17 protein-coding genes are annotated in these 19177 nt (G+C 53.3%); 7 read left to right on the top strand and 10 right to left on the bottom strand.

Annotated features, from left to right (window positions below; translation table 11 throughout):
* Positions 1-16 precede the first annotated feature (16 nt).
* On the top strand, positions 17-2746 hold the full coding sequence (locus ACN06F_RS12690) for an AAA family ATPase (RefSeq protein WP_433924024.1): 2730 nt from the start codon (positions 17-19) through the stop codon (positions 2744-2746).
* 325 nt (positions 2747-3071) lie between these two features.
* Here ACN06F_RS12690 and ACN06F_RS12685 read toward each other — a convergent pair whose 3' ends face one another.
* The 5 genes from ACN06F_RS12685 to ACN06F_RS12665 form a co-directional block, all read right to left on the bottom strand.
* A complete protein-coding gene (locus ACN06F_RS12685; RefSeq protein ID WP_038477046.1) occupies positions 3072-3842 on the bottom strand; it encodes a transporter substrate-binding domain-containing protein in 771 nt (256 codons plus the stop codon).
* Between the two features lie 197 nt (positions 3843-4039).
* Positions 4040-4771, bottom strand: a complete 732-nt coding sequence (locus ACN06F_RS12680; protein ID WP_433924023.1) for an ABC transporter permease — start codon at positions 4769-4771, stop codon at positions 4040-4042.
* A 1-nt stretch (position 4772) separates the two neighbouring features.
* Positions 4773-5474, bottom strand: a complete 702-nt coding sequence (locus tag ACN06F_RS12675) for an ABC transporter permease (protein WP_038477040.1) — start codon at positions 5472-5474, stop codon at positions 4773-4775.
* 15 nt (positions 5475-5489) lie between these two features.
* Positions 5490-6260, bottom strand: a complete 771-nt coding sequence (locus tag ACN06F_RS12670) for an ABC transporter ATP-binding protein (RefSeq protein WP_038477037.1) — start codon at positions 6258-6260, stop codon at positions 5490-5492.
* Positions 6261-6498: 238 nt separating this feature from the next.
* On the bottom strand, positions 6499-7482 hold the full coding sequence (locus ACN06F_RS12665) for a succinylglutamate desuccinylase (protein WP_433924022.1): 984 nt from the start codon (positions 7480-7482) through the stop codon (positions 6499-6501).
* A gap of 329 nt (positions 7483-7811) precedes the next feature.
* Between ACN06F_RS12665 and wrbA the strand changes: the two genes are divergently transcribed.
* The gene (wrbA, locus tag ACN06F_RS12660; RefSeq protein WP_433924021.1) at positions 7812-8411 is read left to right on the top strand and encodes an NAD(P)H:quinone oxidoreductase; all 600 of its coding nucleotides are present in this window, start codon (positions 7812-7814) and stop codon (positions 8409-8411) included.
* A gap of 63 nt (positions 8412-8474) precedes the next feature.
* On the opposite strand, the gene ACN06F_RS12655 is transcribed toward wrbA, so the two are convergent.
* The gene (locus ACN06F_RS12655) at positions 8475-9548 is read right to left on the bottom strand and encodes a tartrate dehydrogenase (RefSeq protein ID WP_433924020.1); all 1074 of its coding nucleotides are present in this window, start codon (positions 9546-9548) and stop codon (positions 8475-8477) included.
* A 17-nt stretch (positions 9549-9565) separates the two neighbouring features.
* On the bottom strand, positions 9566-10081 hold the full coding sequence (locus ACN06F_RS12650; RefSeq protein WP_038486135.1) for a lipocalin family protein: 516 nt from the start codon (positions 10079-10081) through the stop codon (positions 9566-9568).
* 225 nt (positions 10082-10306) lie between these two features.
* On the opposite strand from ACN06F_RS12650, the gene ACN06F_RS12645 reads away from it, so the two are divergent.
* Together ACN06F_RS12645 and ACN06F_RS12640 are read left to right on the top strand one after the other, a co-directional pair.
* Complete coding sequence (locus ACN06F_RS12645; protein WP_038477024.1) at positions 10307-10735, top strand: secondary thiamine-phosphate synthase enzyme YjbQ; 429 nt, start codon at positions 10307-10309, stop codon at positions 10733-10735.
* A 51-nt stretch (positions 10736-10786) separates the two neighbouring features.
* Positions 10787-13024 (top strand): glycosyltransferase, encoded by a 2238-nt coding sequence (locus ACN06F_RS12640; RefSeq protein WP_433924019.1) that lies wholly within the window; start codon positions 10787-10789, stop codon positions 13022-13024.
* Positions 13025-13032: 8 nt separating this feature from the next.
* On the opposite strand, the gene ACN06F_RS12635 is transcribed toward ACN06F_RS12640, so the two are convergent.
* Entirely contained in the window at positions 13033-13728 is a 696-nt protein-coding gene (locus ACN06F_RS12635) for a TVP38/TMEM64 family protein (RefSeq protein ID WP_038477021.1), read from the bottom strand.
* 209 nt (positions 13729-13937) lie between these two features.
* Between ACN06F_RS12635 and ACN06F_RS12630 the strand changes: the two genes are divergently transcribed.
* The 3 genes from ACN06F_RS12630 to ACN06F_RS12620 all read left to right on the top strand — a co-directional run bounded on the left by ACN06F_RS12630 (position 13938) and on the right by ACN06F_RS12620 (position 16503).
* A complete protein-coding gene (locus ACN06F_RS12630; protein ID WP_038477018.1) occupies positions 13938-15389 on the top strand; it encodes an alanine/glycine:cation symporter family protein in 1452 nt (483 codons plus the stop codon).
* Positions 15390-15570: 181 nt separating this feature from the next.
* Positions 15571-16176 (top strand): FMN-dependent NADH-azoreductase, encoded by a 606-nt coding sequence (locus ACN06F_RS12625; RefSeq protein ID WP_433924018.1) that lies wholly within the window; start codon positions 15571-15573, stop codon positions 16174-16176.
* Positions 16177-16203: 27 nt separating this feature from the next.
* Positions 16204-16503: an MGMT family protein gene (locus ACN06F_RS12620; protein WP_038477012.1), complete on the top strand. Its 300-nt coding sequence runs from the start codon at positions 16204-16206 to the stop codon at positions 16501-16503.
* 49 nt (positions 16504-16552) lie between these two features.
* On the opposite strand, the gene ACN06F_RS12615 is transcribed toward ACN06F_RS12620, so the two are convergent.
* Together ACN06F_RS12615 and ACN06F_RS12610 are read right to left on the bottom strand one after the other, a co-directional pair.
* Positions 16553-18121, bottom strand: coding sequence for a carbon-nitrogen hydrolase family protein (locus ACN06F_RS12615; protein WP_120386597.1), 1569 nt, complete (start codon positions 18119-18121; stop codon positions 16553-16555).
* Between the two features lie 42 nt (positions 18122-18163).
* Positions 18164-19081, bottom strand: a complete 918-nt coding sequence (locus ACN06F_RS12610) for a DMT family transporter (RefSeq protein WP_433924017.1) — start codon at positions 19079-19081, stop codon at positions 18164-18166.
* Positions 19082-19177: the final 96 nt, after the last annotated feature.

Genomic DNA, 19177 nt, shown 5'->3' with positions numbered 1-19177 from the left:
TGAGGCCCCCTACGGCATGATTTCGGAAGATATCAAGGTCAACCTATGTGAAGGCATCCTGCTGTGCGGCGAAGTGCAGATGCGCCTGCGCCCCAAGACTTTGTCCGTTCTAGTGGCACTGGTAGAGCAGCAAGGCGAAGTGGTCAGCACGGCTGATTTGCGGCGCATGATATGGGGCAACAGCCATGGCAACGAGGCGGGGCCCAAACAATGCATCCGCGAATTGCGCCGGATGCTGGACGACAACGCCCAAGCCATCGGGCTGATCGAGACGGTGGGCCGCCGGGGCTACCGGCTGACGCGTCCGATCCCGCTGATCGGCGCTGCGTCGGAGGATCTCGTGGTGGCGCCAAAAACGCTCTGCCTCGGGCGGGATAAAGAGCTGGAAGCCTTGAATGAAAGGGCCGCCGCCGCCAAGCGCGGTCGACGAGCGCTGGCTTTTATTGCGGGCGAAGCAGGGGCCGGCAAGACACGCCTTCTGGAAGCATTTGAGGCTAGTTTATCCCAGCGCACGCCGCTGTGGATCGCCCGGGGTCAGGCCATCGCTCACCCTGGCGCACGCGAACCCTACGGGCTGCTGATGGATGTGTTGACGCAACTCATGGTCGGGCCTGAGGGGGCCACGCTGGCGCGACTTCTGCCACTCGTCGCTCCCTCTTGGGTCAAGCAACAACCCGGGCGTCGCTTGGAGGCGGAAGCGTTGGATCGTACTCACCGCGACTCAATGCTGCGGGAGTTCTCGGAGCTGATGGAGCGGCTGACCCGTGGCCGTCCTGGCGTTCTCGTGCTAGAGGATCTGCACTGGGCAGACCCCAGCACGCTAGCCTGGCTAGCGGCTTGGGGGCTACAACGCACACCGGCGCGATTACTGGTTCTGGGTAGCTATCGGGATGACGAACTAGATCGAGCTGGGACACTTGCGACAACACTGAGTCAGCTAAGTCGGCAGCCAGACTGCAGGTTGATCACCCTTGGCGGTCTCGATGAGTCGGCAGTGTCTGGATACCTTGCGGAACGGTTCCAGGGCAACTCCTTTCCTCCCGATTTGGCGCAGGCCCTCGCCCACCGAACCGAGGGCCATGCCATGCTCGTTGATGCTGCGGCAGACTTTTGGCAGGCGCAAGGCCTTGTGTGGCGCAGCGAGGCCGGCTGGCAGCTTTCTTCCACACCCGAAGCGCTGGTCGCAGCCATCGCTCCAAGTGTCCGCACCCTGATCGAGACCGAACGCACCAGCCGCCTGCTGGCCGAGGAACGCAGCTTGCTTGAAACCGCCAGCGTGGCGGGACCGACCTTTTCCGCCATCGATCTAGCCGATAACCGCGACGAGGTGGAAGCGGCGGAGCGGCAGCTGGAGCACCTCGCGCGGAACCGACGGTTTATCACCCGCGCGGGACTCAGCCATCGGCCTGACGGAACGGTAGCCACGCGCTACGCCTTTCGGCACGCGCTACATCACGAAGCGCTCTACGATGGGCTGCCGGCAGCAAACAGGCAAGGCACGCACCGAAGGGTCGGTCTCCGGCTGGAGATCAGCCACGGTCACACAGCGGGCGAGATCGCCCCCGTGCTGGCCGATCACTTTGAACGTGGCGCCGACTGGCCGCGCGCCGCACACTATCGCGTGCTGTCCGGGCGGCGTGCGCAGGCGCGCGGCGCCCCCATGGATGCAGCAGAACAGTTCCGCCGTGCACGGGATCTGCTGACTCGAGGCAGCGGGACCGGTACGGCGAAGCCTGAGGCCGACCAAGCGACCGAACTCGACGCCCTGCTCGGGCTCGGGGCGGCGCTCATCGCCTCAGATGGATTTACTGCGGAAGAGCTTCGGGAGGTCTACCGCCGCGCGGGTCAACTAGCCGCCGAAGTCGGCGATCCCGCCACGACGATCCCAGTTCTCGCAGGGCTCTGGAACGATCATCTGACGAGGGCTGAACTGACCCGTGCCGAAGATCTCGCGCTAGGGCTGCAGGCACTCGCGGGGCAGGCACCGGCCCATATGGCGATGGTAGCCCATAATGCCGTCGGACAGACCCGGTTTTTCACCGGCGCCCTACCGGCCTGCACCGTGGAAATTGCCGCTGTGCTGGAGATCGCGCCGCGATATGCCGAGCAGGACGGTAATGTCCTCTTCGGTGAGGACCCAGAGGTTGTATGTCGCCAGTACGCGGCCTGTGTCGCCGAATTAACCGGCGCCTCGGCAGAGGCAGAGCGGCACCTCGCCGCTGGCAGTGCGCGTGCCGACCGATTGGGCGCCGCCTTCGGGCGCGCCCAGATGCTCTGGTGCGGAGCGGTTTGCGCACGTCTACGTAGCGATATTGAGCTAACCCGTGACCGGGCAGAAGCGTTAGTCGCTCTGTGCCGGACTGAGGCAGTGCCCGTTTGGGGCGATGCAGGCGAGATGCTGGCAGGCTGGGCGCAGGCAATGTCCGGCAACACAACCGGGGCCTCGCGGATTGCGAAGGGGCTCTCGGCCTTCAGTGCGATGGGCGTCAGGATCACGCTACCCTTCTGCCACGGACTCGCCGCAGAGGTTGCGGGGAACATGGGTGATCCAGTCGCAGGGATGCACGCCTTGCGTCAGGCTTTCGCAATAGTCCGGGCGAGCGGCGAGCGCTGGTACCTCGCCGAGCTTCACCGACTGCGTGCTGGGCTGGCCCAAGAGGCAGGCCGCCTCGACATCGCCCGCCAGGCGCTCGCACGTGCCGAAGCCGTGGCACGGGCACAGGGGAGGGACGAACTGACCATATGAGAACGGCGCTACAAAAGTTGGCCACGCTAGCAGCGGGATGAGCCGACTTTTAGCAATTAAATCTCAGCTTTTGTCTGTAAAATTGTGCATTAAAGAATCACGCGCAGGTGCGTGGGATGGCACGGGCGTGCCAAGAGGGGAAGGCTATTCGTCGAACCGTTCGCTCAGCTAAAAGCAGGCGATATCACCGCTAGTGCCTGGGAGGAGAGTGCCTAGAACTGGTATTTGCAACCATAATGGCACTGAAAGAAGAGTAAGTGTGCATGATAGCTTCTCGCGGTATAAGCCTCCCCGATAGGGGGAGGCATACACATGCTGCTAGCGCTTACTCTTCGCCAAAGTAGCGAGCGAAAATTTCGTCGTAAGTGCCGTCTTCTTTCAACTCCGCAAGGGCTTCGTTGAATTTCTCAGCAAGGGCTTCATCACGCTGACGGAAGGCGATACCAAAACCTTCACCGAAAACTTCCTTGGGTTCGGTAACCATCTCTCCGACCACTTTGTAGTCGCTATCTTCGTTTTCAAGCAGGGTAGATTTGCCCACTGAAAACTCCAGGAAGACAGCGTCCAGGCGCTCTGCATCCATATCCAGCACCATGTCATCGGCGGTGGAGTAGCGGTTGATAGTAGCGGTATCGCCAAAGGTATCGGTGGCGAAGTTGTCATAGGTGGTGCCGCGCTGTACGCCGATGGATAAACCCTCAAGGGTTTCCACTGTAGCCTCTTCTAGGTCGCTGTCTGCTGGAGCGAACCAGGCGCCGGGCATGGTGATATAGGGGTCGGAGAAGAGTAGTGTCTGGCGCCGCTCTTCGTTGATGGTCATCGACGACATGATGGCATCGTAGTTGCGCGATAGAAGGCCAGGAACAATGCCATCCCATTCTTGCTCGACCCATTCACAGGTTACGCCCATCTGATCACAAAGAGCGTTGCCAAGGTCGATATCAAAACCGGTCAGTTCACCATCGGCTGTGCGGTATTCCATTGGTTCGTAGGGAACGTCGACGCCAATGCGCACATGATCGTAATCCCGCGCTTGGGCAGAAGAGGCGGCAGCAATGGCTAAACCAAGCACAGATACTGTTAGTAGTTTCTTCATTCTTATACTCCGTAGAAAGCAGGTTCACTAGAGGTGATCCCCTTTAACGTACCCTAGGTTAGGGCGAACGAAAAGAGGGAGCGTTGCTATGAACCAACGTTTGTTTGACGGTACAACAAACGAGGCTGTTTTTATTACTCGATGCTTTTGTTGTTAAGTGCTCTTGATACGGTGTTGTTGATACGGTGCTCTTGGTACTAAGTGTTTTGCGGCCTTAAGTGGGCCAACAGCTTTTTCTCCAGGAAACGGAAGAAGTACAAAATGGCAAATGTGAGGCAAAGATAGATCACTGCTACAAATAAGAAAGCATCAAACGGTGCGTAGAAGCGGGCATAAACGAAGCGTGCAGCCCCTGTCAGATCCATTAGCGTGACGACGCTGGCAATGGCGCTGGCATGCAGCATAAAGATAACTTCGTTGCCATAGGCGGGCAGGGCACGTCGGAAAGCGCTGGGCAGAATAATACGCCGCATCATGAGGTTTTGTGACATGCCGTAAGCCCTGGCAGCTTCAATTTCCCCTTTGGATGTCGCTTTGATAGCCCCTCGGAAAATCTCAGTAGTATAGGCCGCCGTATTAAGCGTGAAGGCAATCAGCGCGGGGTAGAAAGCTTCCCGCAGGATTGGCCACAAAAATGTTTCTTGGATACCGTCAACAAACACCACGCCATAGTAGATGATGTATAGCTGAATCAGCAGTGGCGTGCCACGAAAGACATAGGTGTAAAAATAGATGGGTAAACTAATCCACTTATGCTTTGAGCTGCGCATAACGGCAAGTGGCACTGCCAGTATTAAGCCCGCTACCAAAGAAAGGAATACCAGTTGGGTTGTCGTGACTAGCCCTTCCCAGTAGTAGCCTAACGTATCTGGGGTGAAAATTAGGTTGCCAGCTAGCAGGTCGTTGAACCACGCAGAAATATCCAGCATCTCATTGCCCCCCAAAGCCAATGTCGTAACGTTTTTGTAGCCGCACGAAGATCCACTCGGATACGCTAGCAATCAGCAAGTAAGCCGCTGCGACGGGAAGTAAGAAAGTAAAGGGTTCATGGGTGGCTCGGGAAGCCTCCGCAGCGACGCGAACCATATCCGTCAAACCGATCACTGATACCAGTGCCGTTGTTTTAAGCAGCACCATCCAATTGTTAGATAAGCCAGGGAGTGCGTGGCGCATCATTTGCGGAAAGCGAATACGCCGAAATACCAACGCACTGCTCATACCGTACGCTTTTCCCGCTTCAATCTGGCCGTTATCCACTGCCATGAAAGCGCCGCGGAAGGTTTCACCCATGTAAGCGCCAAAAATGAACCCAATAGTGAGAACACCCGCCGCGAACGCATTGAAATTAATATAGATATCAATGTCATAATGGTCATAAAGCATATCGCTAATGGCGTTAACACCGATCTGACCACCAAAGAACAGCAGCATCATCAGCACCAAGTCCGGTACGCCGCGAATAACGGTGGTGTATACCGTCGCAGTGCGGTGCAGGAACCAGTTGCGTGACATTTTGGCAGTCGCCGTTAACAAGCCAAGTAAAATGGCTAGAATAAGCGACAGAACAGCTAATTGAATGGTAACGCCCGCCCCTTCGATCAGGCGGGGGCCATAACCTTGCAAATCAAGCATGGTGTGCCTCGCTGATCAATATTTGGGGGCCAGAAATTGCTTTAAGCGCGGTGATTGCGGGTTGCCCAGCACATCAGCAGGCGCGCCAGCTTCTTCTACCAAGCCTTGGTGTAGGTAAATTACTTTGCTGGATACATCGCGGGCAAAGCTCATTTCGTGAGTGACCACCACCATGGTGCGCCCTTCATCGGCTAAGCCGTGCATTACTTTCAAAACGTCGCCGACCAGTTCTGGGTCAAGCGCCGACGTTGGCTCATCAAACAGCATTACTTCGGGATCCATCGCGAGCGCTCGGGCAATTGCACCGCGCTGTTGCTGTCCACCCGACATTTGCGCGGGGTAGGCATCAGCGCGTGCGCTTAGCCCAACGCGCTCGAGCAGTGCACGTGCGTGTTCGATAGCTTCTTTTTTGGGTTTTCCCAAGACATGAATAGGTGCTTCGATAATGTTCTCAAGCAACGTCATGTGGGCCCATAGGTTGAAGCTCTGGAAAACCATCGACAGCTTGGCACGCATTTGCACGACTTGTTTCCAATCGGCAGGTTCGCGGCCATGTCTGGTCGTTTTAAAGCGAATCTGCTCGCCATGAACGAACAATTCACCCTCGTCAGGTTGTTCCAGGAGGTTCATACAGCGCAAGAAGGTACTTTTGCCAGACCCCGATGCACCAATCAGAGTGATGACATCACCCTTTTGAGCTTCGAGAGAGAGGCCTTTGAGAACTTCTGTATCGCCAAAGCGCTTTTTTATATTGCGCACTTCAAGGGGGGTAGGCGTATCAGCCATAACAGTGGCTCCAGTACAGGGTTGCCGCAGCAGCAACAGGTTTAAAACACGTGCTTGATAGGCGGCTGGCGCGAAAAAAGGGGCGATTCTATCAGGCCTTGTGCATATTGCGTGCTTTCCTTATGCGATTAATAAGAAAAACGTTCGTTTTAATACACGTCGATAAGCCTGGAAAAGCCTCTACGTTATTGTTGTTAAAGCATTTTTAACAAATTTTCTTGATGTGATGCGTGACTTGTTAGCTGGCGTGAGTGGGGGCAACTAGCAGTGCTGCCCGTGCGCCAATCTCAACCTTTGCATTGGGAAATACCACATGCAGAGGCGTGTCCCCAACAATAAAATCACCTGCTACGCTATCTTTGGCGAGACAAGTGCCCGGCTCAAAGCGGCTGAAATTGGGGACATCTTCATCGAAACAGAGACAAAAGGTTTCTGCCTGACGCATTAGCTCATGTTGAACTTGGAAAAACCTCATTGTTTCAGCAGGCTTTTTAGGTGGCTGCTCCCCAGCGCTAAGCGCGCTAATAAGCGTTAACATCGGCGCTAATACAGCCATATCGTTTTCTCCAAAGGGCGCAACGCGGCCTAATTCGAAAGTGAAGGCTTGGGCAGCATGGTAGTGCTTACTGTAGTGAGAAAACGTCCAACTGTGCTGGTGTTGGTGTAGCACCGCTTGCATATCCGCCGCCGCAAGCCATTCCCATTGCTCCGGATTGATCACGGTTTCTGCGAACGGCTCTACGACAAAGCGAGTATATAGGCTACCGCGAATAGCCGTGTGTAAATCGTAGTGGAGTTTAGGAAGCGCCTGATGACGATTATAAAAACCGTCTACCGCTGACATTAACTCGCGAGCCCGATCAGGTTCTTCGCCTGTTTCGGCGAGTTCGCGCTGAAATAAGCGGTTGAGGTTCGTCTTAATAAACCGCTGCTGGGCCTTTAAGGCAGGTAGGTTGCCTAAAATCACTAGTATGGGAGCACCAATGGTAACCGTGCCGGCCTCTATCGCAGATAGCCAGTTACCCAACAGTTCCACGGGGGCTGTTTCGTTACCGTGTATCGCAGCAGAAAACACGCAAGCATGAGCCGCTGGACGAACGGTCGCCGGGGTTATCTCTAAAATCCCCGGTGCATGTAATTGGTAGGTGCCGCTGCCAAAGCGGCCGGACCGCGGAGAAGGGTGTTTGTCATCGAGAGTCCAATCAAGCCATTGGCCAAGCATGAAGTTTTCCTTGAGCAGGGAGCGTCAGCTTTTTGTAATGTTGTACCTTTAACACGCTGAAGCTTAACCACAAGGGGGGACGTCGATAGCATGAAAAACGCAGGTGCGAACATGAAAATTAAGCGCAAAAAGTATCCATGCTCATTGATGTATATTAAAGGGTGCTAATCGATAAAATCGAAGGAGAGCATCGAAAACATTCGCTTTTTTCTACGCTAGGCTGAGCTATTTTATTAACAGATTTTCATAAGCCTTTTTCATAAACCCTTTTCATAAACCTGAGAGGGGCAAGACACAGCACTACCAGAAAACACTACAAGGAGTGAGTAATGACAAAGGTATTAGTTCTTTATTATTCCATGTACGGACATATTGATACGCTAGCTGCCGCGGTGGCAGAGGGCGCTGAAAGCGTTGATGGTGTTGAAGTTACCGTTAAACGTGTACCTGAGACTATGCCAGAAGAAGCTTTCAAGAATGCTGGCGGTAAGCAGGACTTCACGACGCCAGAAGCGACGCCACAGGAGCTTGCTGACTACGACGCAATCATTTTTGGCACGCCAACGCGGTTCGGCAATATGGCTGGCCAGATGCGTACCTTCTTAGATCAAACCGGTGGGTTGTGGGCCAAGGGTGCGCTGCGCGGCAAGGTGGCTAGTGTGTTTACCTCTACCGGGACCGGCGGTGGTGATGAAATGACCATTACCTCCACCTGGACAACGTTGGCCCATCACGGCATGGTGATTGTGCCGATTGGCTATGGTATTGAAGAGCAGTTCGATATTTCCAAAGTGAGCGGTGGAACACCCTATGGCGCATCCACGCTTGCCGGCGGCGACGGCTCACGTCAGCCGGATGATCGTGAGCTAAAAATTGCCCATTTCCAAGGTAAGCATGTCGCGGAAATTGCTGCGAAGCTGGCGAGCTAACGCCCGTTTGCCAACACGCTTGAAACGCAATGCCTCACTGTTTTTACAGTGAGGCATTTTTGATTAGCCGCTAATGCGTTCAGCAATCGCTTGACCCAGACTTAGCGTATTGCCTAGCCCGCCAATATCTCGTGTGAGTACTTGGCTGTTGCCTTCGCTCAACACGTCTTCAATGGCTTTCACCATCGTATCAGCGGCTTCTTGATAGCCCAGGTGCTCTAGCATCATAGCACCGGACCAGATTTGGCCAATCGGGTTAGCAATACCTTTGCCAGCGATGTCTGGAGCGCTGCCGTGAACTGGTTCAAACAGGCTGGGGAACATGCCTTCCGGGTTGATATTAGCAGAGGGCGCAATGCCGATAGTGCCGGTGCAGGCGGGGCCAAGGTCTGAAAGAATATCGCCAAACAGGTTACTGCCAACCACCACATCAAACCAATCTGGATGCAGCACAAAGTTAGCGGTCAGAATATCAATGTGAAACTTATCCACTGCAATGTCGGGATACTGCTTGGCCATTTCGGCAACACGCTCATCCCAGTAGGGCATAGTGATTGAAATGCCGTTGGACTTGGTGGCTGAGGTGAGCTTTTTACGCGGGCGGGTTTGCGCAAGGTCAAACGCATACTTCAGCACTCGGTCGACGCCGACTCGGCTCATCACCGTCTCTTGAAGCACAATTTCACGCTCGGTGCCTTCAAACATTTTGCCGCCGACACTTGAATACTCGCCTTCGGTGTTTTCGCGCACTACGTAAAAGTCGATATCGCCTGGCTCGCGGCCTGCTAATGGACTTTTGATGCCCGGCATCAGTTTGCAGGGGCGTAAGTTGATGTACTGGTCAAACTGGCGACGAAACTGTAGCAACGAGCCCCACAGTGAAATATGGTCGGGCACTTTGTCGGGCCAGCCGACGGCACCATAAAATAGCGCATCAAAATCTTTGAGCTGCTCAAACCAGTCGTCGGGCAGCATTTTACCGTGCTCTAGATAGTAGTCACAGCTGCCAAATTCAAACGTTGTGAATGCTAGGTCAATGTTAAAACGCTTTGCGGCAGCTTCTAGGGCGCGAATGCCTTCGGGCATGACTTCGGTGCCAATACCGTCGCCAGCGATGACTGCAATGCGGTGGGCCATAGTGGCTCCTTCTGTGATTAGCGTTCGGGGCAGGTTTGATCTTGTACGACGTCAATCAATTCATTAGTGGGGAAATTAAGCTCGGCGGCGCGCTGGCGTAGTCGCTCTTCCACCGCGCTTTCCATGACTGGTGTACGCGAGAGAATCCATAGGTAGTCGCGGTTTGGGCCTGATACCAGCGCCCACTGATAGTCTTCATCCAGTTCTAAAACGTTATAGCCGCCATAAAAAGGGCCAAAGAAGCTGACTTTTAACCGCCCGATGTTTTCTTCGTCAATAAAGTAGGCGCGGCCTTCAGCTTCATTCCATTCTTGCTCTGTGAGATTGTAGCCCCGGTTGATAACGCGCACGCCGCCATCGTCACGTAGGCTGTAGCTAGCCGTTACGCAGTCTAAGTCTCGTTCAAAGGAGTGATCCAGGCGGGCGATTTCATACCACTGACCTAAATAGCGGTTAAGTTCAAAGCCTGTGACAGGCTCGGTGCCGTCAGGAATGCCGGTGCAGCCAGTTAATACAAGGCTACTGAAGGCCATAAGCCCAGCAATTTTCCCCACTTTCTTCTTTGGTGTTTGGGCGGAAATGAGCATTACACGCTCCTAATGACTGCATGGTATATAAGTGTTAAATCTATCAGTATGGCGAAATAAGCGCTATTAACGGTTTCTTTTGGAGGTGCTATTGCCGGAAGGAAGTGAAAATAGGCTATGGTATTTCTGTACCGAGTAAGCCCTTACAATACCTACAACAAAGGAGTGTTTATGTGGCATCAACAAGAGATTCACTTACCCGAAATGCCTAGGGGCTTTCATCTAATTACGGATGAAATCGCCAGGGCATTGCCGTGCTTGGCCGAGTGCAGTCAAGGGCTACTGCACCTGCAGTTAATGCATACCTCTGCCTCACTTACGCTAAATGAAAACTCCGATCCTGATGTCCGTCACGACCTGGATGCCTTTATCCGCCGCTTAGTACCTGAAGGACTAAGCTATTTTCGCCACACTCTTGAAGGCCCCGACGATATGCCTGCTCATGTCGCCTCTAGCTTACTGGGTACTCAGCTGACGCTAGCCATACGTGATGGCCGCTTGGCGCTGGGCACCTGGCAGGGGTTGTGGTTAGGTGAGCATCGAGAGCAAGGAGGTTCGCGCCGTTTGTTGGCAACGATAAACGGTCGTGAAGCGAATTGAACATCCGATCTCTTTCTTTTCTAACGTCTTCTATTCAATAAGCGCCTCTACATGCTTCGACGCTCTTTTCGCCTGACTCGTCAGCGCTGGCTGAGACTTCTGTTTGTGCTCAACCTCGCGCTGGTGGCGGGGCTGGTTATTCACCAAATATGGCTCTATGTGGCTGAGCCTAAATTTGAGGCATTGCACACTAGAGAAGTAGCGGATATCCGTGAGCAACTCGCTGGACGAAACACCTACCGTTTTGCGGTGGTAGGTAATATCAATAATTCAGTGAATGTGTTTCAGGATGAAATTATTCCCAGGCTGAACCAAAGCGATATTGATTTTATGGTGTCAGCGGGGAACGCAGTGAGTGGGGGGCAGCAGGAGAGTTACAAGGCGATTTACCAAAGCTTAGAGCAGTTAAACGTGCCGTATGTGCTGACTTACGGTGACCATGAAAGCAATGATTTTGGCAGTTATCTTTTCTATGAATACTTTGGCCCGCATTTTTATTCCTTTGTTGCGGGTAACAGCCATTTCATCTTTTTGGATGGCACGGGTAAGTCGTCTACCTCATGGCAGCTAGATTGGTTAGAGCGCGAGCTGGCTGCCTCGGAAGCGCAGCATCGGTTTTTGTTCATTGGCTTGCCACTGCATAACGTGATTAGCGATGCGCCCTTATTTGAAGCCGATAATTACCTCAATGATCCACGGTTGAGTGAAGGTATTATGCGCCTGTCGGAGCAGTATGCGGTGGACAGCGTGTTTTCGGCAAACCTGTCGCTTTATTCACACCAAACGGTAAATGGGGTGGATTACGTCACCACGGGTGGTGCTGGCGGCATTTTGATGGATGCAAATGACAGGTTTCATCACTATGTGGTGGTCGAGGTAAATGGCGAAAATGTGACAATAACGCCCGTTCGGCTGAATGTGGATAGTCCAGGCTGGTGGCGTATGCTAAGCAGCGTTGCCTCAACGGTTTATGCGTTTTTTTACGTCAGCTACCCTCGCTTCCTGCTCATTGTCGGAGTGTTGTCACTACTGGCGATGCGCTTGTACCGACTGATTTTTGAAGAGCGCCACTATTACCCAGATTTTGATATCGATCCAACACCGTATCTAGAGAAGCCCCTGCGGGTGGCGATGATATCGAATAACTATTTCCCGTTCGTATCCGGTGTGTCGGTTTCCGTGGAGCGACTTCGTCAGGGGCTTAGCGAGTTAAAACATCAGGTGCAGTTGTTGGTGCCCCGTTATCGGGAAGCGTGGCAAGACGATGATACGATCTTGCGTGTACCCACTATGATGGCCTTTGGTGAAAAGCGTGAGTTCCGTTTGACCAATCCGTTTAGTGCACGTTTTCGCCGCTGCCTGCACTGCTTTAAACCGGATATTATCCATGTCCATCATCCTTTTTGGCTGGGGTCGATGGGGCTATGGATGGGGCGCCGGCTGCGTGTGCCGGTTGTCTATACCTATCACACGCGGTTAGAGCATTACGCACACTTTGTGCCGCTTCCTGGGGCTCTGTTTCGTAATTTGATTTCCCATTCGTTGATCAAACACTTCTCTAACCGTTGCCAAGGCGTCATCGTGCCCACCTACTCGGCAGAAGAGTATCTGCGCATGATTGGGGTGAAAACACCGACGCTGATACAGCCTACGGGCATTGATGCGGCGCGATTCGCCGACACAGATCGTGATGCGTTGGAAGAGCTGCGCCATCAGCTTTCCATCGACCCAGCCGATACGGTGTTGGTGAGTGTCTCGAGAATTAGCCAAGAAAAAAATATTGGTTTTATGCTGGAGGCATTGGCGGAGTTGAAAAGCCAGGGGAGCCAGTCGTTGCGCTTGTTGTTAATTGGTGATGGCCCAGATCGACAAACCATTCAGCAGCATATAGAAGCGTTGGCGTTGCAGGAGCAAGTGACCTTGGTGGGCGCTGTGCCGCCGGAGGATATGGCACGCTATTACCACTTAGGTGACATCTTTGTGTTTGCATCTACTTCTGAAACTCAAGGCATGGTGATTTTAGAAGCCATGGCCGCAGGCTTGCCAGTTGTTGCGGTACGCTCTAGTGGTATTGATGACGTAGTGCGTGATGGCTTTAATGGCTATAAAACGCCGCAAAATCGGCAAAAGTGGGGTCAGCGGGTGATGGCGTTAGCCGAGGATAACGCGTTGCGGGTTACCCTGGGCAAGCAGGCAAAAATATTTGCTAACGACTATGATATCGCTAAGTTTGCAGGGGCGGTCGCGCATTTCTATGCCGAGGTACTGGCCAAGTATTACGCGAAATAGCCCACACTTCAGGCTGTGTCGTTGTTGTTTTTGCTAGACCGAGAGGTCGCTACGCGCTTTAGCAACCATAGCAGCCCCACGCCAGCGCCAAGGCCTATTACCGCCCACGCTAATTCTTGATGAGACGCCGCGGTGAATAGTGCGCCCAATTGGCTTCCTAGGAGTATTACTGCCGCGAGCCCAGGCACAATTCCCAAGGTCGAACCGATCATGTAGTCGCGAAAATTAAGATGAAACGCGCCGGCCAGCATATTGGTGAGCGTGAAAGGGGCTAAGGGCAACAGATTGATCACCGTCATGGTGCGAATGCCGCGCCTGGATAAGTAGCCGGAAAGCCCACGCAAATGGCGTCCGCCATAGCGCATTAGTGCATCGCGCCCCATCCAATGGCCTACCCAGTAAGATGCTACCGAAGAACTAAGCGTACCCAGCGTGGCATAAGCCAGTCCCCAAAGCGGTCCAAACAGTAGGCCGGTCAATACGACTAGCAGGCTTAATGGAAACATGATCAGTAGCGAGCCGGTATAAACGGCTATCACGGCGACAAACATCCAGGGAGCTTGCTTCCATTGACTGATGGTGGACGCTAACTCGGTCAGGTGGGTTTCGGTGAGTAAGCCTTGCTGCTGAAGCCAGCGCCACATGATACCCAGCATTACTACTACAACGACTAGCCCAATGCCTTTTAGTAACGTGCGTGACATCTGTTTCCTCGTCGCTGGTACTAAACAGCGACAGCATACGTTAGAGGCGTAACAGGATGAAATCATATTCGGCGTTTAAGCGCGGCTAATGAGACCAATTTAGTTAGTGGTAATGGCTGTCTGATAGGAATTTTTCCATTTTTCTTGCCATTTTGGTGCAGCCGTGAAGAATGAGGCGCCTCCACTGTTATACAAAAGGCGCGTTATATATGGATTTTACTCTTCCTCCTCTGTTGACGGCGATGGTTGATCGCGGCAACGGACTGCTATGGGGCAGTGTGCTGATCTACCTGCTGATCGGTGCTGGCCTCTACTTCACTATCATGACCCGCGGTATCCAAGTACGTTATTTCGGGCACATGTTCAAACTGCTGCGCAGTTCACGTCAATCTAACGGCGGTATCTCTTCTTTTCAGGCACTTTCCACCAGTCTGGCGGCACGGGTAGGTACCGGTAACCTAGCTGGTGTGGCGGTAGCGATTTATTTTGGTGGTCCCGGCGCGATCTTTTGGATGTGGATGACCGCCATGGTGGGTATGGCGACCAGTTTTGTGGAGTCCACTCTAGCCCAGGCCTATAAAGTTGATCACGGTGATAACACCTTCCGTGGTGGCCCGGCTCGCTATATTGAACGTGGCCTGGGGCTTCGCTGGCTGGCAGTGCTGTTTTCAATCTGCTTGATCATCGCGTTCGGGTTGGCGTTTAACAGCGTACAGGCCAACTCCATCGCCCAGGCCATGGAACAGGCATTTGCCATTCCCACCTGGGCCATGGGGTTAGTTCTGATGGCGGTGGTTGCGCCCATTATATTTGGCGGCCTGAAGTCGATTGCTAAAGTAGCTGAGTTAGTGGTGCCGCTGATGGCACTGTTGTATTTGCTGCTGGCTCTCACGGTGGTAGCGCTCAATATCAGCGATTTGCCCGCTGCCTTTATGACCATTATTAAAAGTGCGTTTGGTTTAGAGCAAGCGGCTGGTGGCGCAATGGGGTATGCCATTTCTCAAGCCATTATGAACGGTATTCAGCGTGGTCTGTTTTCTAACGAGGCGGGTATGGGGTCGGCGCCCAATGCTGCCGCGACCGCCAGCACTCGGCCAGACCATCCCGCTGCACAGGGCTTTATTCAAATGCTGGGCGTGTTCTTAGACACCTTGGTCATTTGTACTGCCACTGCGGCCATCATCATTATGGCTGGGCCTGAACTGCTGGCTGGCGAAGAAAACAACGGCATTCAGCTTACCCAAATAGCGCTCTCTAGCCATGTGGGTGATTGGGGCGGTATGTTTATTGCCGTGGCGATCTTGCTGTTTGCATTCACCTCGGTGATCGCTAACTACTCATACGGTGAATCTAATATTGAGTACTTGGCAGGCCGTCGCGCGCCTATTGCGGTGCTGATTTATCGCTTGGCGGTACTCGGCATGGTGATGATAGGCTCGGTTGCGAGCTTAGGTGCTATCTGGAATTTTGCCGATCTTTCCATGGGTATGATGGCAGTGATTAACTTAGTGGCTATTTTGCTGCTGTCGCCGATTGCCTTCGCACTGTTCCGTGATTACGACGCTCAGTTGAAAGCAGGTCAAGAGCCTGTGTTTGATCCCAGTAAATTCCCTAAATTGGTAAATAAAGTAGATCCTAGCGCGTGGCCAAAGCGGAAATAAACGCTATTTGTTGACGCGATAGACGAAAGCCCCGTTACTGCGAGCACAGCAGGGCGGGGCTTTTTGTTGTTTATAAATTCGATTTTTTCGAATGAGATGGGGGAAACGTTGCGCTTTTATTAATCGAAAAGCGCCGTAAAATAGTTACCAGAGTTCCCACTAATACGTTAGGAAATTATCCATGTCCACACGTGCACTGCTTGTAACTTCTTCTATTTTAGGCGAAAACGGCCAGTCCAATGCGTTGGCCAACCATTTTGAAACCAAAACGGAAGCCCACGATGTAGTGGTTACTCATCGCGATGTAGTGGCTAACGCGTTACCGCACCTTGCGATCGAAGAGCTCGGTGCATGGCAGACGCCAGCAAACGAGCGCAACGCCGATCAGCGGGCACTAGCAGCTCACTCTGACGAATTGTTGGCAGAGCTACGGGCGAGTGATGTCCTGGTACTGGCGGTTCCGCTGTATAATTTAGGTATCCCGTCCCAGCTGAAAGCGTGGTTTGACCGCGTACTGCGCGCTGGTGAAACCTTCCGCTACACTGAAAATGGCCCGCAGGGTTTGCTTGAAGGTAAGCGTGCGATTATTTTAGCTGCTCGCGGTGGCCAGTACGCAGGGACTGAATTAGACAGCCAAACGCCACATCTTAAAGCCATGCTCGGTTTAATGGGCATTAGCGATGTGGATGTTGTCTTTGCGGAAGGCTTGAATATGGGTGACGCTAAGCGTGATGCTGCGCTAAAAGAAGCGTTTCAAGCGATCGATCAACTAGTCGAAACACTCTAGTAACACGTTGATTTACAAGAGGTGGTAATGCCACGCCCTGAACTGCTCGAACAGATTTATACCATTGTTGATCAGATTCCTGCTGGGCGGGTAACCACCTACGGGCGTATCGCGGCGATGACGGAAGGCGCCACGCCGCGCATGGTTGGCTCGGCGATGCGCCACTTACCAGAAGGGCATCAGCTACCCTGGCATCGCGTCATTGCTGCGTCGCTAACGCTAGCCGACCACGGCGGTGCTGACCGCCAGCATCAGAAACTGCGCGATGAAGGCGTTATGTTTGATAGCAAAGGGCGTGTTCCTGCCCATCTTGTCTGGCCTGATTGAGCCAGAAGCGCTTTAAAAATAACGCCGCCCATTCGGCGGCGTTATTGGTTTACTCTTCCAGATTAGCCCCAGACTTCCAGGACCAGTCGCGCCAGCGTAGGTCAAATAGATCTTTGCGGCGGTCTTTCAAGTTGGTTACTGAGCCTTCGGCACGCACAACAGTAAGGCGAGTCAGGTCTAGGTCCGAGAAGAAGATCATCTCAGTGTTAGGCGTGGTTTCCGCCAGCACTGCATCGTGGGGGAAAGCGAAGTCAGACGGTGAAAACACGGCTGATTGGGCATACTGGATATCCAGGTTCTCAATCGAAGGTAAGTTGCCGACGCTGCCACACAGTACTACGTAGCACTCGTTTTCAATGGCTCTTGCTTGGGCGCAGTGGCGTACCCGCAGATAGCCGTTTTTGGTATCTGTCCAGAACGGCACAAACAGTATATCCATATCCTGATCGGCTAGCAGACGGCCAAGCTCCGGGAACTCAACGTCGTAGCAAATCAAAATGCCCACGCGACCTGCGTCGGTGTCAAAGACCTGCAGGTTATCACCACCTTCGATCACCCAGTCGCGGCGCTCTTGAGGGGTGATATGCAGCTTCGACTGCTTTTCGATCTCGCCATCCCGGTGGAACAAATAGGCAATATTGTATAGCCGGTCATCGTCACCGACTTCAATCATGGAGCCACCAACGATGTTGATGTTATACGACACCGCCATCCGCGATAGCTCAGTTTTAAAGCGCTCGGTGAAACCTGCCAAAAAGCGAATCGCGCCCATTTGATCCTGCTGGGCCGAGCGGTCTTGTAGGCCCATCAGTGGCGCGTTGAACAACTCCGGAAATACCGCAAAGTCACTTTGATAATCTGATAATGCGTCAACAAAGTATTCAATTTGTTGAAGGGCTGCTTCCACTGAAGCGAACTCACGCATTTGCCACTGTACCGCACCCACTCGTACCTGAGTCGGGCGAGTATCTAGCACGCTCTCAGCAGGCTCGAACAGGATGTTGTTCCACTCCAACAGAGTGGCATAGCCGCGAGATTGCTCATCTTCCGGCAAATATTTACGCAGTAAGCGTTTTACTTGGAAGTCGTTAGCCAATTGGAACGACAAAATCGGGTCGTAGATCTCTTTGCGAGAGACTTTTTCGATGTACTCTGCTGGGGTGAGTTCTTGGGCGTGCTGGTGGTACTCGGGAATGCGTCCACCCGCCAGAATGGCACGCAGGTTGTGCGAGCGGCACAACTCTTTGCGGGCTTCATATAAACGCCGACCCAGGCGGTAGCCACGGTAGTCGGGGTGGATCAACACATCCAGCCCGTACATGGCATCGCCATCTTGGTCGTTAAGGATGGTTTCACGATGGCCGATTAGGTCGTCATATTTATGCGGGTTAGAAAACTCGTCGTAATCGACCTGAACCGTTAGCGCAACGCCCACCAGCGTACCATCGTCCTCAATGGCAATTTGGCCATCAGGAAATTCCTGAATGAGCTTGTCAATAGTGTGCTTTGGCCACGCACCGCCGATGTCGTGATATACCGCATCCATCAGCGTTTTGAGCTGTTCGTAGTCATCGCTGGTGAGGTTGCGAAGATTAAGGTGCAGTTCTTCTAAGGACATGTTCAGGGGTTCCCGGCCGTCGAATGAAGGTAGCTTATTGTATCATTGCTGTGCGTTGCTCGTTTTATCCGCCGCGATAGTACGCACCAGGGGGCGTGTTAGCGTTTGCGCCATGATGACCCCCGCAAGAATGAGTAGCCCACCCATAAAGTGGAACCCGGCCACCTGCTCGCCTAAAAACGCCATGGCAATCAGGGCGCTAAATAGCGGCATTAAGTTGATAAATATACTTGACTGGTTCGCGCCGATTTGGCGCACCGCGCGCATCCATAAGAAAGTGGTAATGATGGAGGCAGGAATGCCTGCGTAGAGAATTAACCATATATTGTGGCTATCTACCGGTGTCATCGGGCCCATTAAATAGGGCGGCAGCAGGAATAAAACCGCAAAGCAGACTTGGGCATAGAGCATGACCCAAGGGGGTAGGTTCATCGCCCAGCGCTTCAGCATTACACCGTAAAGGGCGTAGCAGGTGGCAGCAACCACCATTAATGCGTCACCGGTGGCTACCTGCAGTTGCAGCAGAGACAAAGGGTTGCCTCGCCCAAGCAGTACCGTGACGCCAATGAATGCCAGAATGCCCCCGGCAATACCGCCTAACGTAGGCGGCTCGCGCAAGATCAGTGCGCTTAATAGTACGGTGAGAAGCGGCACCATGGCAGCCAAAATGCCCATATTGGTGGCAGTTGTTGTTTCCGCCGCCATATACGCCAACCCTTGCCACAGCCCCATGCCAAGTAGCCCCAGCAACGCCAGTTTCGTCCAGTGGCGGCGTATTTCATCGCGATGACGTAATGCCGCAGGAAGCACAAACGGTGTCATTACCGCCAGTGCCAGCAGCCAACGTAGAAAAGCAATACTGCTGGGCGCAATGGCACCCACTGTCAATTGGTTAATCGTCATATTTCCTGACCAAATCAACACAGTGGCCAGTGGCGGTAAAAAGTAAATCAATGGCATAGCGCGTTCCCTTATCGTTAGCCTGGTAATGTGACGTGCTTTCGCAAGAGGAGCAAGTGCTTTGCCACAAAGGTTGATGGTTTCGCAAGGCGGCTA

The organism is Vreelandella sp. 21 (assembly GCF_050995515.1).
In the GTDB taxonomy this organism is placed as follows: Bacteria; Pseudomonadota; Gammaproteobacteria; order Pseudomonadales; family Halomonadaceae; genus Vreelandella; species Vreelandella alkaliphila.
Note: the sequence above shows the minus strand (reverse complement) of the source record. Positions and strands in the feature narration are given on the sequence as shown.

Coding starts and splice junctions, on each gene's coding strand:
- ACN06F_RS12615 (WP_120386597.1), bottom strand. CDS start 18,121: ATGTCCTTAGAAGAACTGCACCTTAATCTTCGCAACCTCACCAGCGAT.
- ACN06F_RS12685 (WP_038477046.1), bottom strand. CDS start 3,842: ATGAAGAAACTACTAACAGTATCTGTGCTTGGTTTAGCCATTGCTGCC.
- ACN06F_RS12635 (WP_038477021.1), bottom strand. CDS start 13,728: ATGTCACGCACGTTACTAAAAGGCATTGGGCTAGTCGTTGTAGTAGTA.
- ACN06F_RS12690 (WP_433924024.1), top strand. CDS start 17: ATGATTTCGGAAGATATCAAGGTCAACCTATGTGAAGGCATCCTGCTG.
- ACN06F_RS12610 (WP_433924017.1), bottom strand. CDS start 19,081: ATGCCATTGATTTACTTTTTACCGCCACTGGCCACTGTGTTGATTTGG.
- ACN06F_RS12665 (WP_433924022.1), bottom strand. CDS start 7,482: ATGCTTGGCCAATGGCTTGATTGGACTCTCGATGACAAACACCCTTCT.
- ACN06F_RS12680 (WP_433924023.1), bottom strand. CDS start 4,771: ATGCTGGATATTTCTGCGTGGTTCAACGACCTGCTAGCTGGCAACCTA.
- ACN06F_RS12620 (WP_038477012.1), top strand. CDS start 16,204: ATGCCACGCCCTGAACTGCTCGAACAGATTTATACCATTGTTGATCAG.
- wrbA (WP_433924021.1), top strand. CDS start 7,812: ATGACAAAGGTATTAGTTCTTTATTATTCCATGTACGGACATATTGAT.
- ACN06F_RS12670 (WP_038477037.1), bottom strand. CDS start 6,260: ATGGCTGATACGCCTACCCCCCTTGAAGTGCGCAATATAAAAAAGCGC.
- ACN06F_RS12655 (WP_433924020.1), bottom strand. CDS start 9,548: ATGGCCCACCGCATTGCAGTCATCGCTGGCGACGGTATTGGCACCGAA.
- ACN06F_RS12630 (WP_038477018.1), top strand. CDS start 13,938: ATGGATTTTACTCTTCCTCCTCTGTTGACGGCGATGGTTGATCGCGGC.
- ACN06F_RS12675 (WP_038477040.1), bottom strand. CDS start 5,474: ATGCTTGATTTGCAAGGTTATGGCCCCCGCCTGATCGAAGGGGCGGGC.
- ACN06F_RS12645 (WP_038477024.1), top strand. CDS start 10,307: ATGTGGCATCAACAAGAGATTCACTTACCCGAAATGCCTAGGGGCTTT.
- ACN06F_RS12650 (WP_038486135.1), bottom strand. CDS start 10,081: ATGGCCTTCAGTAGCCTTGTATTAACTGGCTGCACCGGCATTCCTGAC.
- ACN06F_RS12640 (WP_433924019.1), top strand. CDS start 10,787: ATGCTTCGACGCTCTTTTCGCCTGACTCGTCAGCGCTGGCTGAGACTT.
- ACN06F_RS12625 (WP_433924018.1), top strand. CDS start 15,571: ATGTCCACACGTGCACTGCTTGTAACTTCTTCTATTTTAGGCGAAAAC.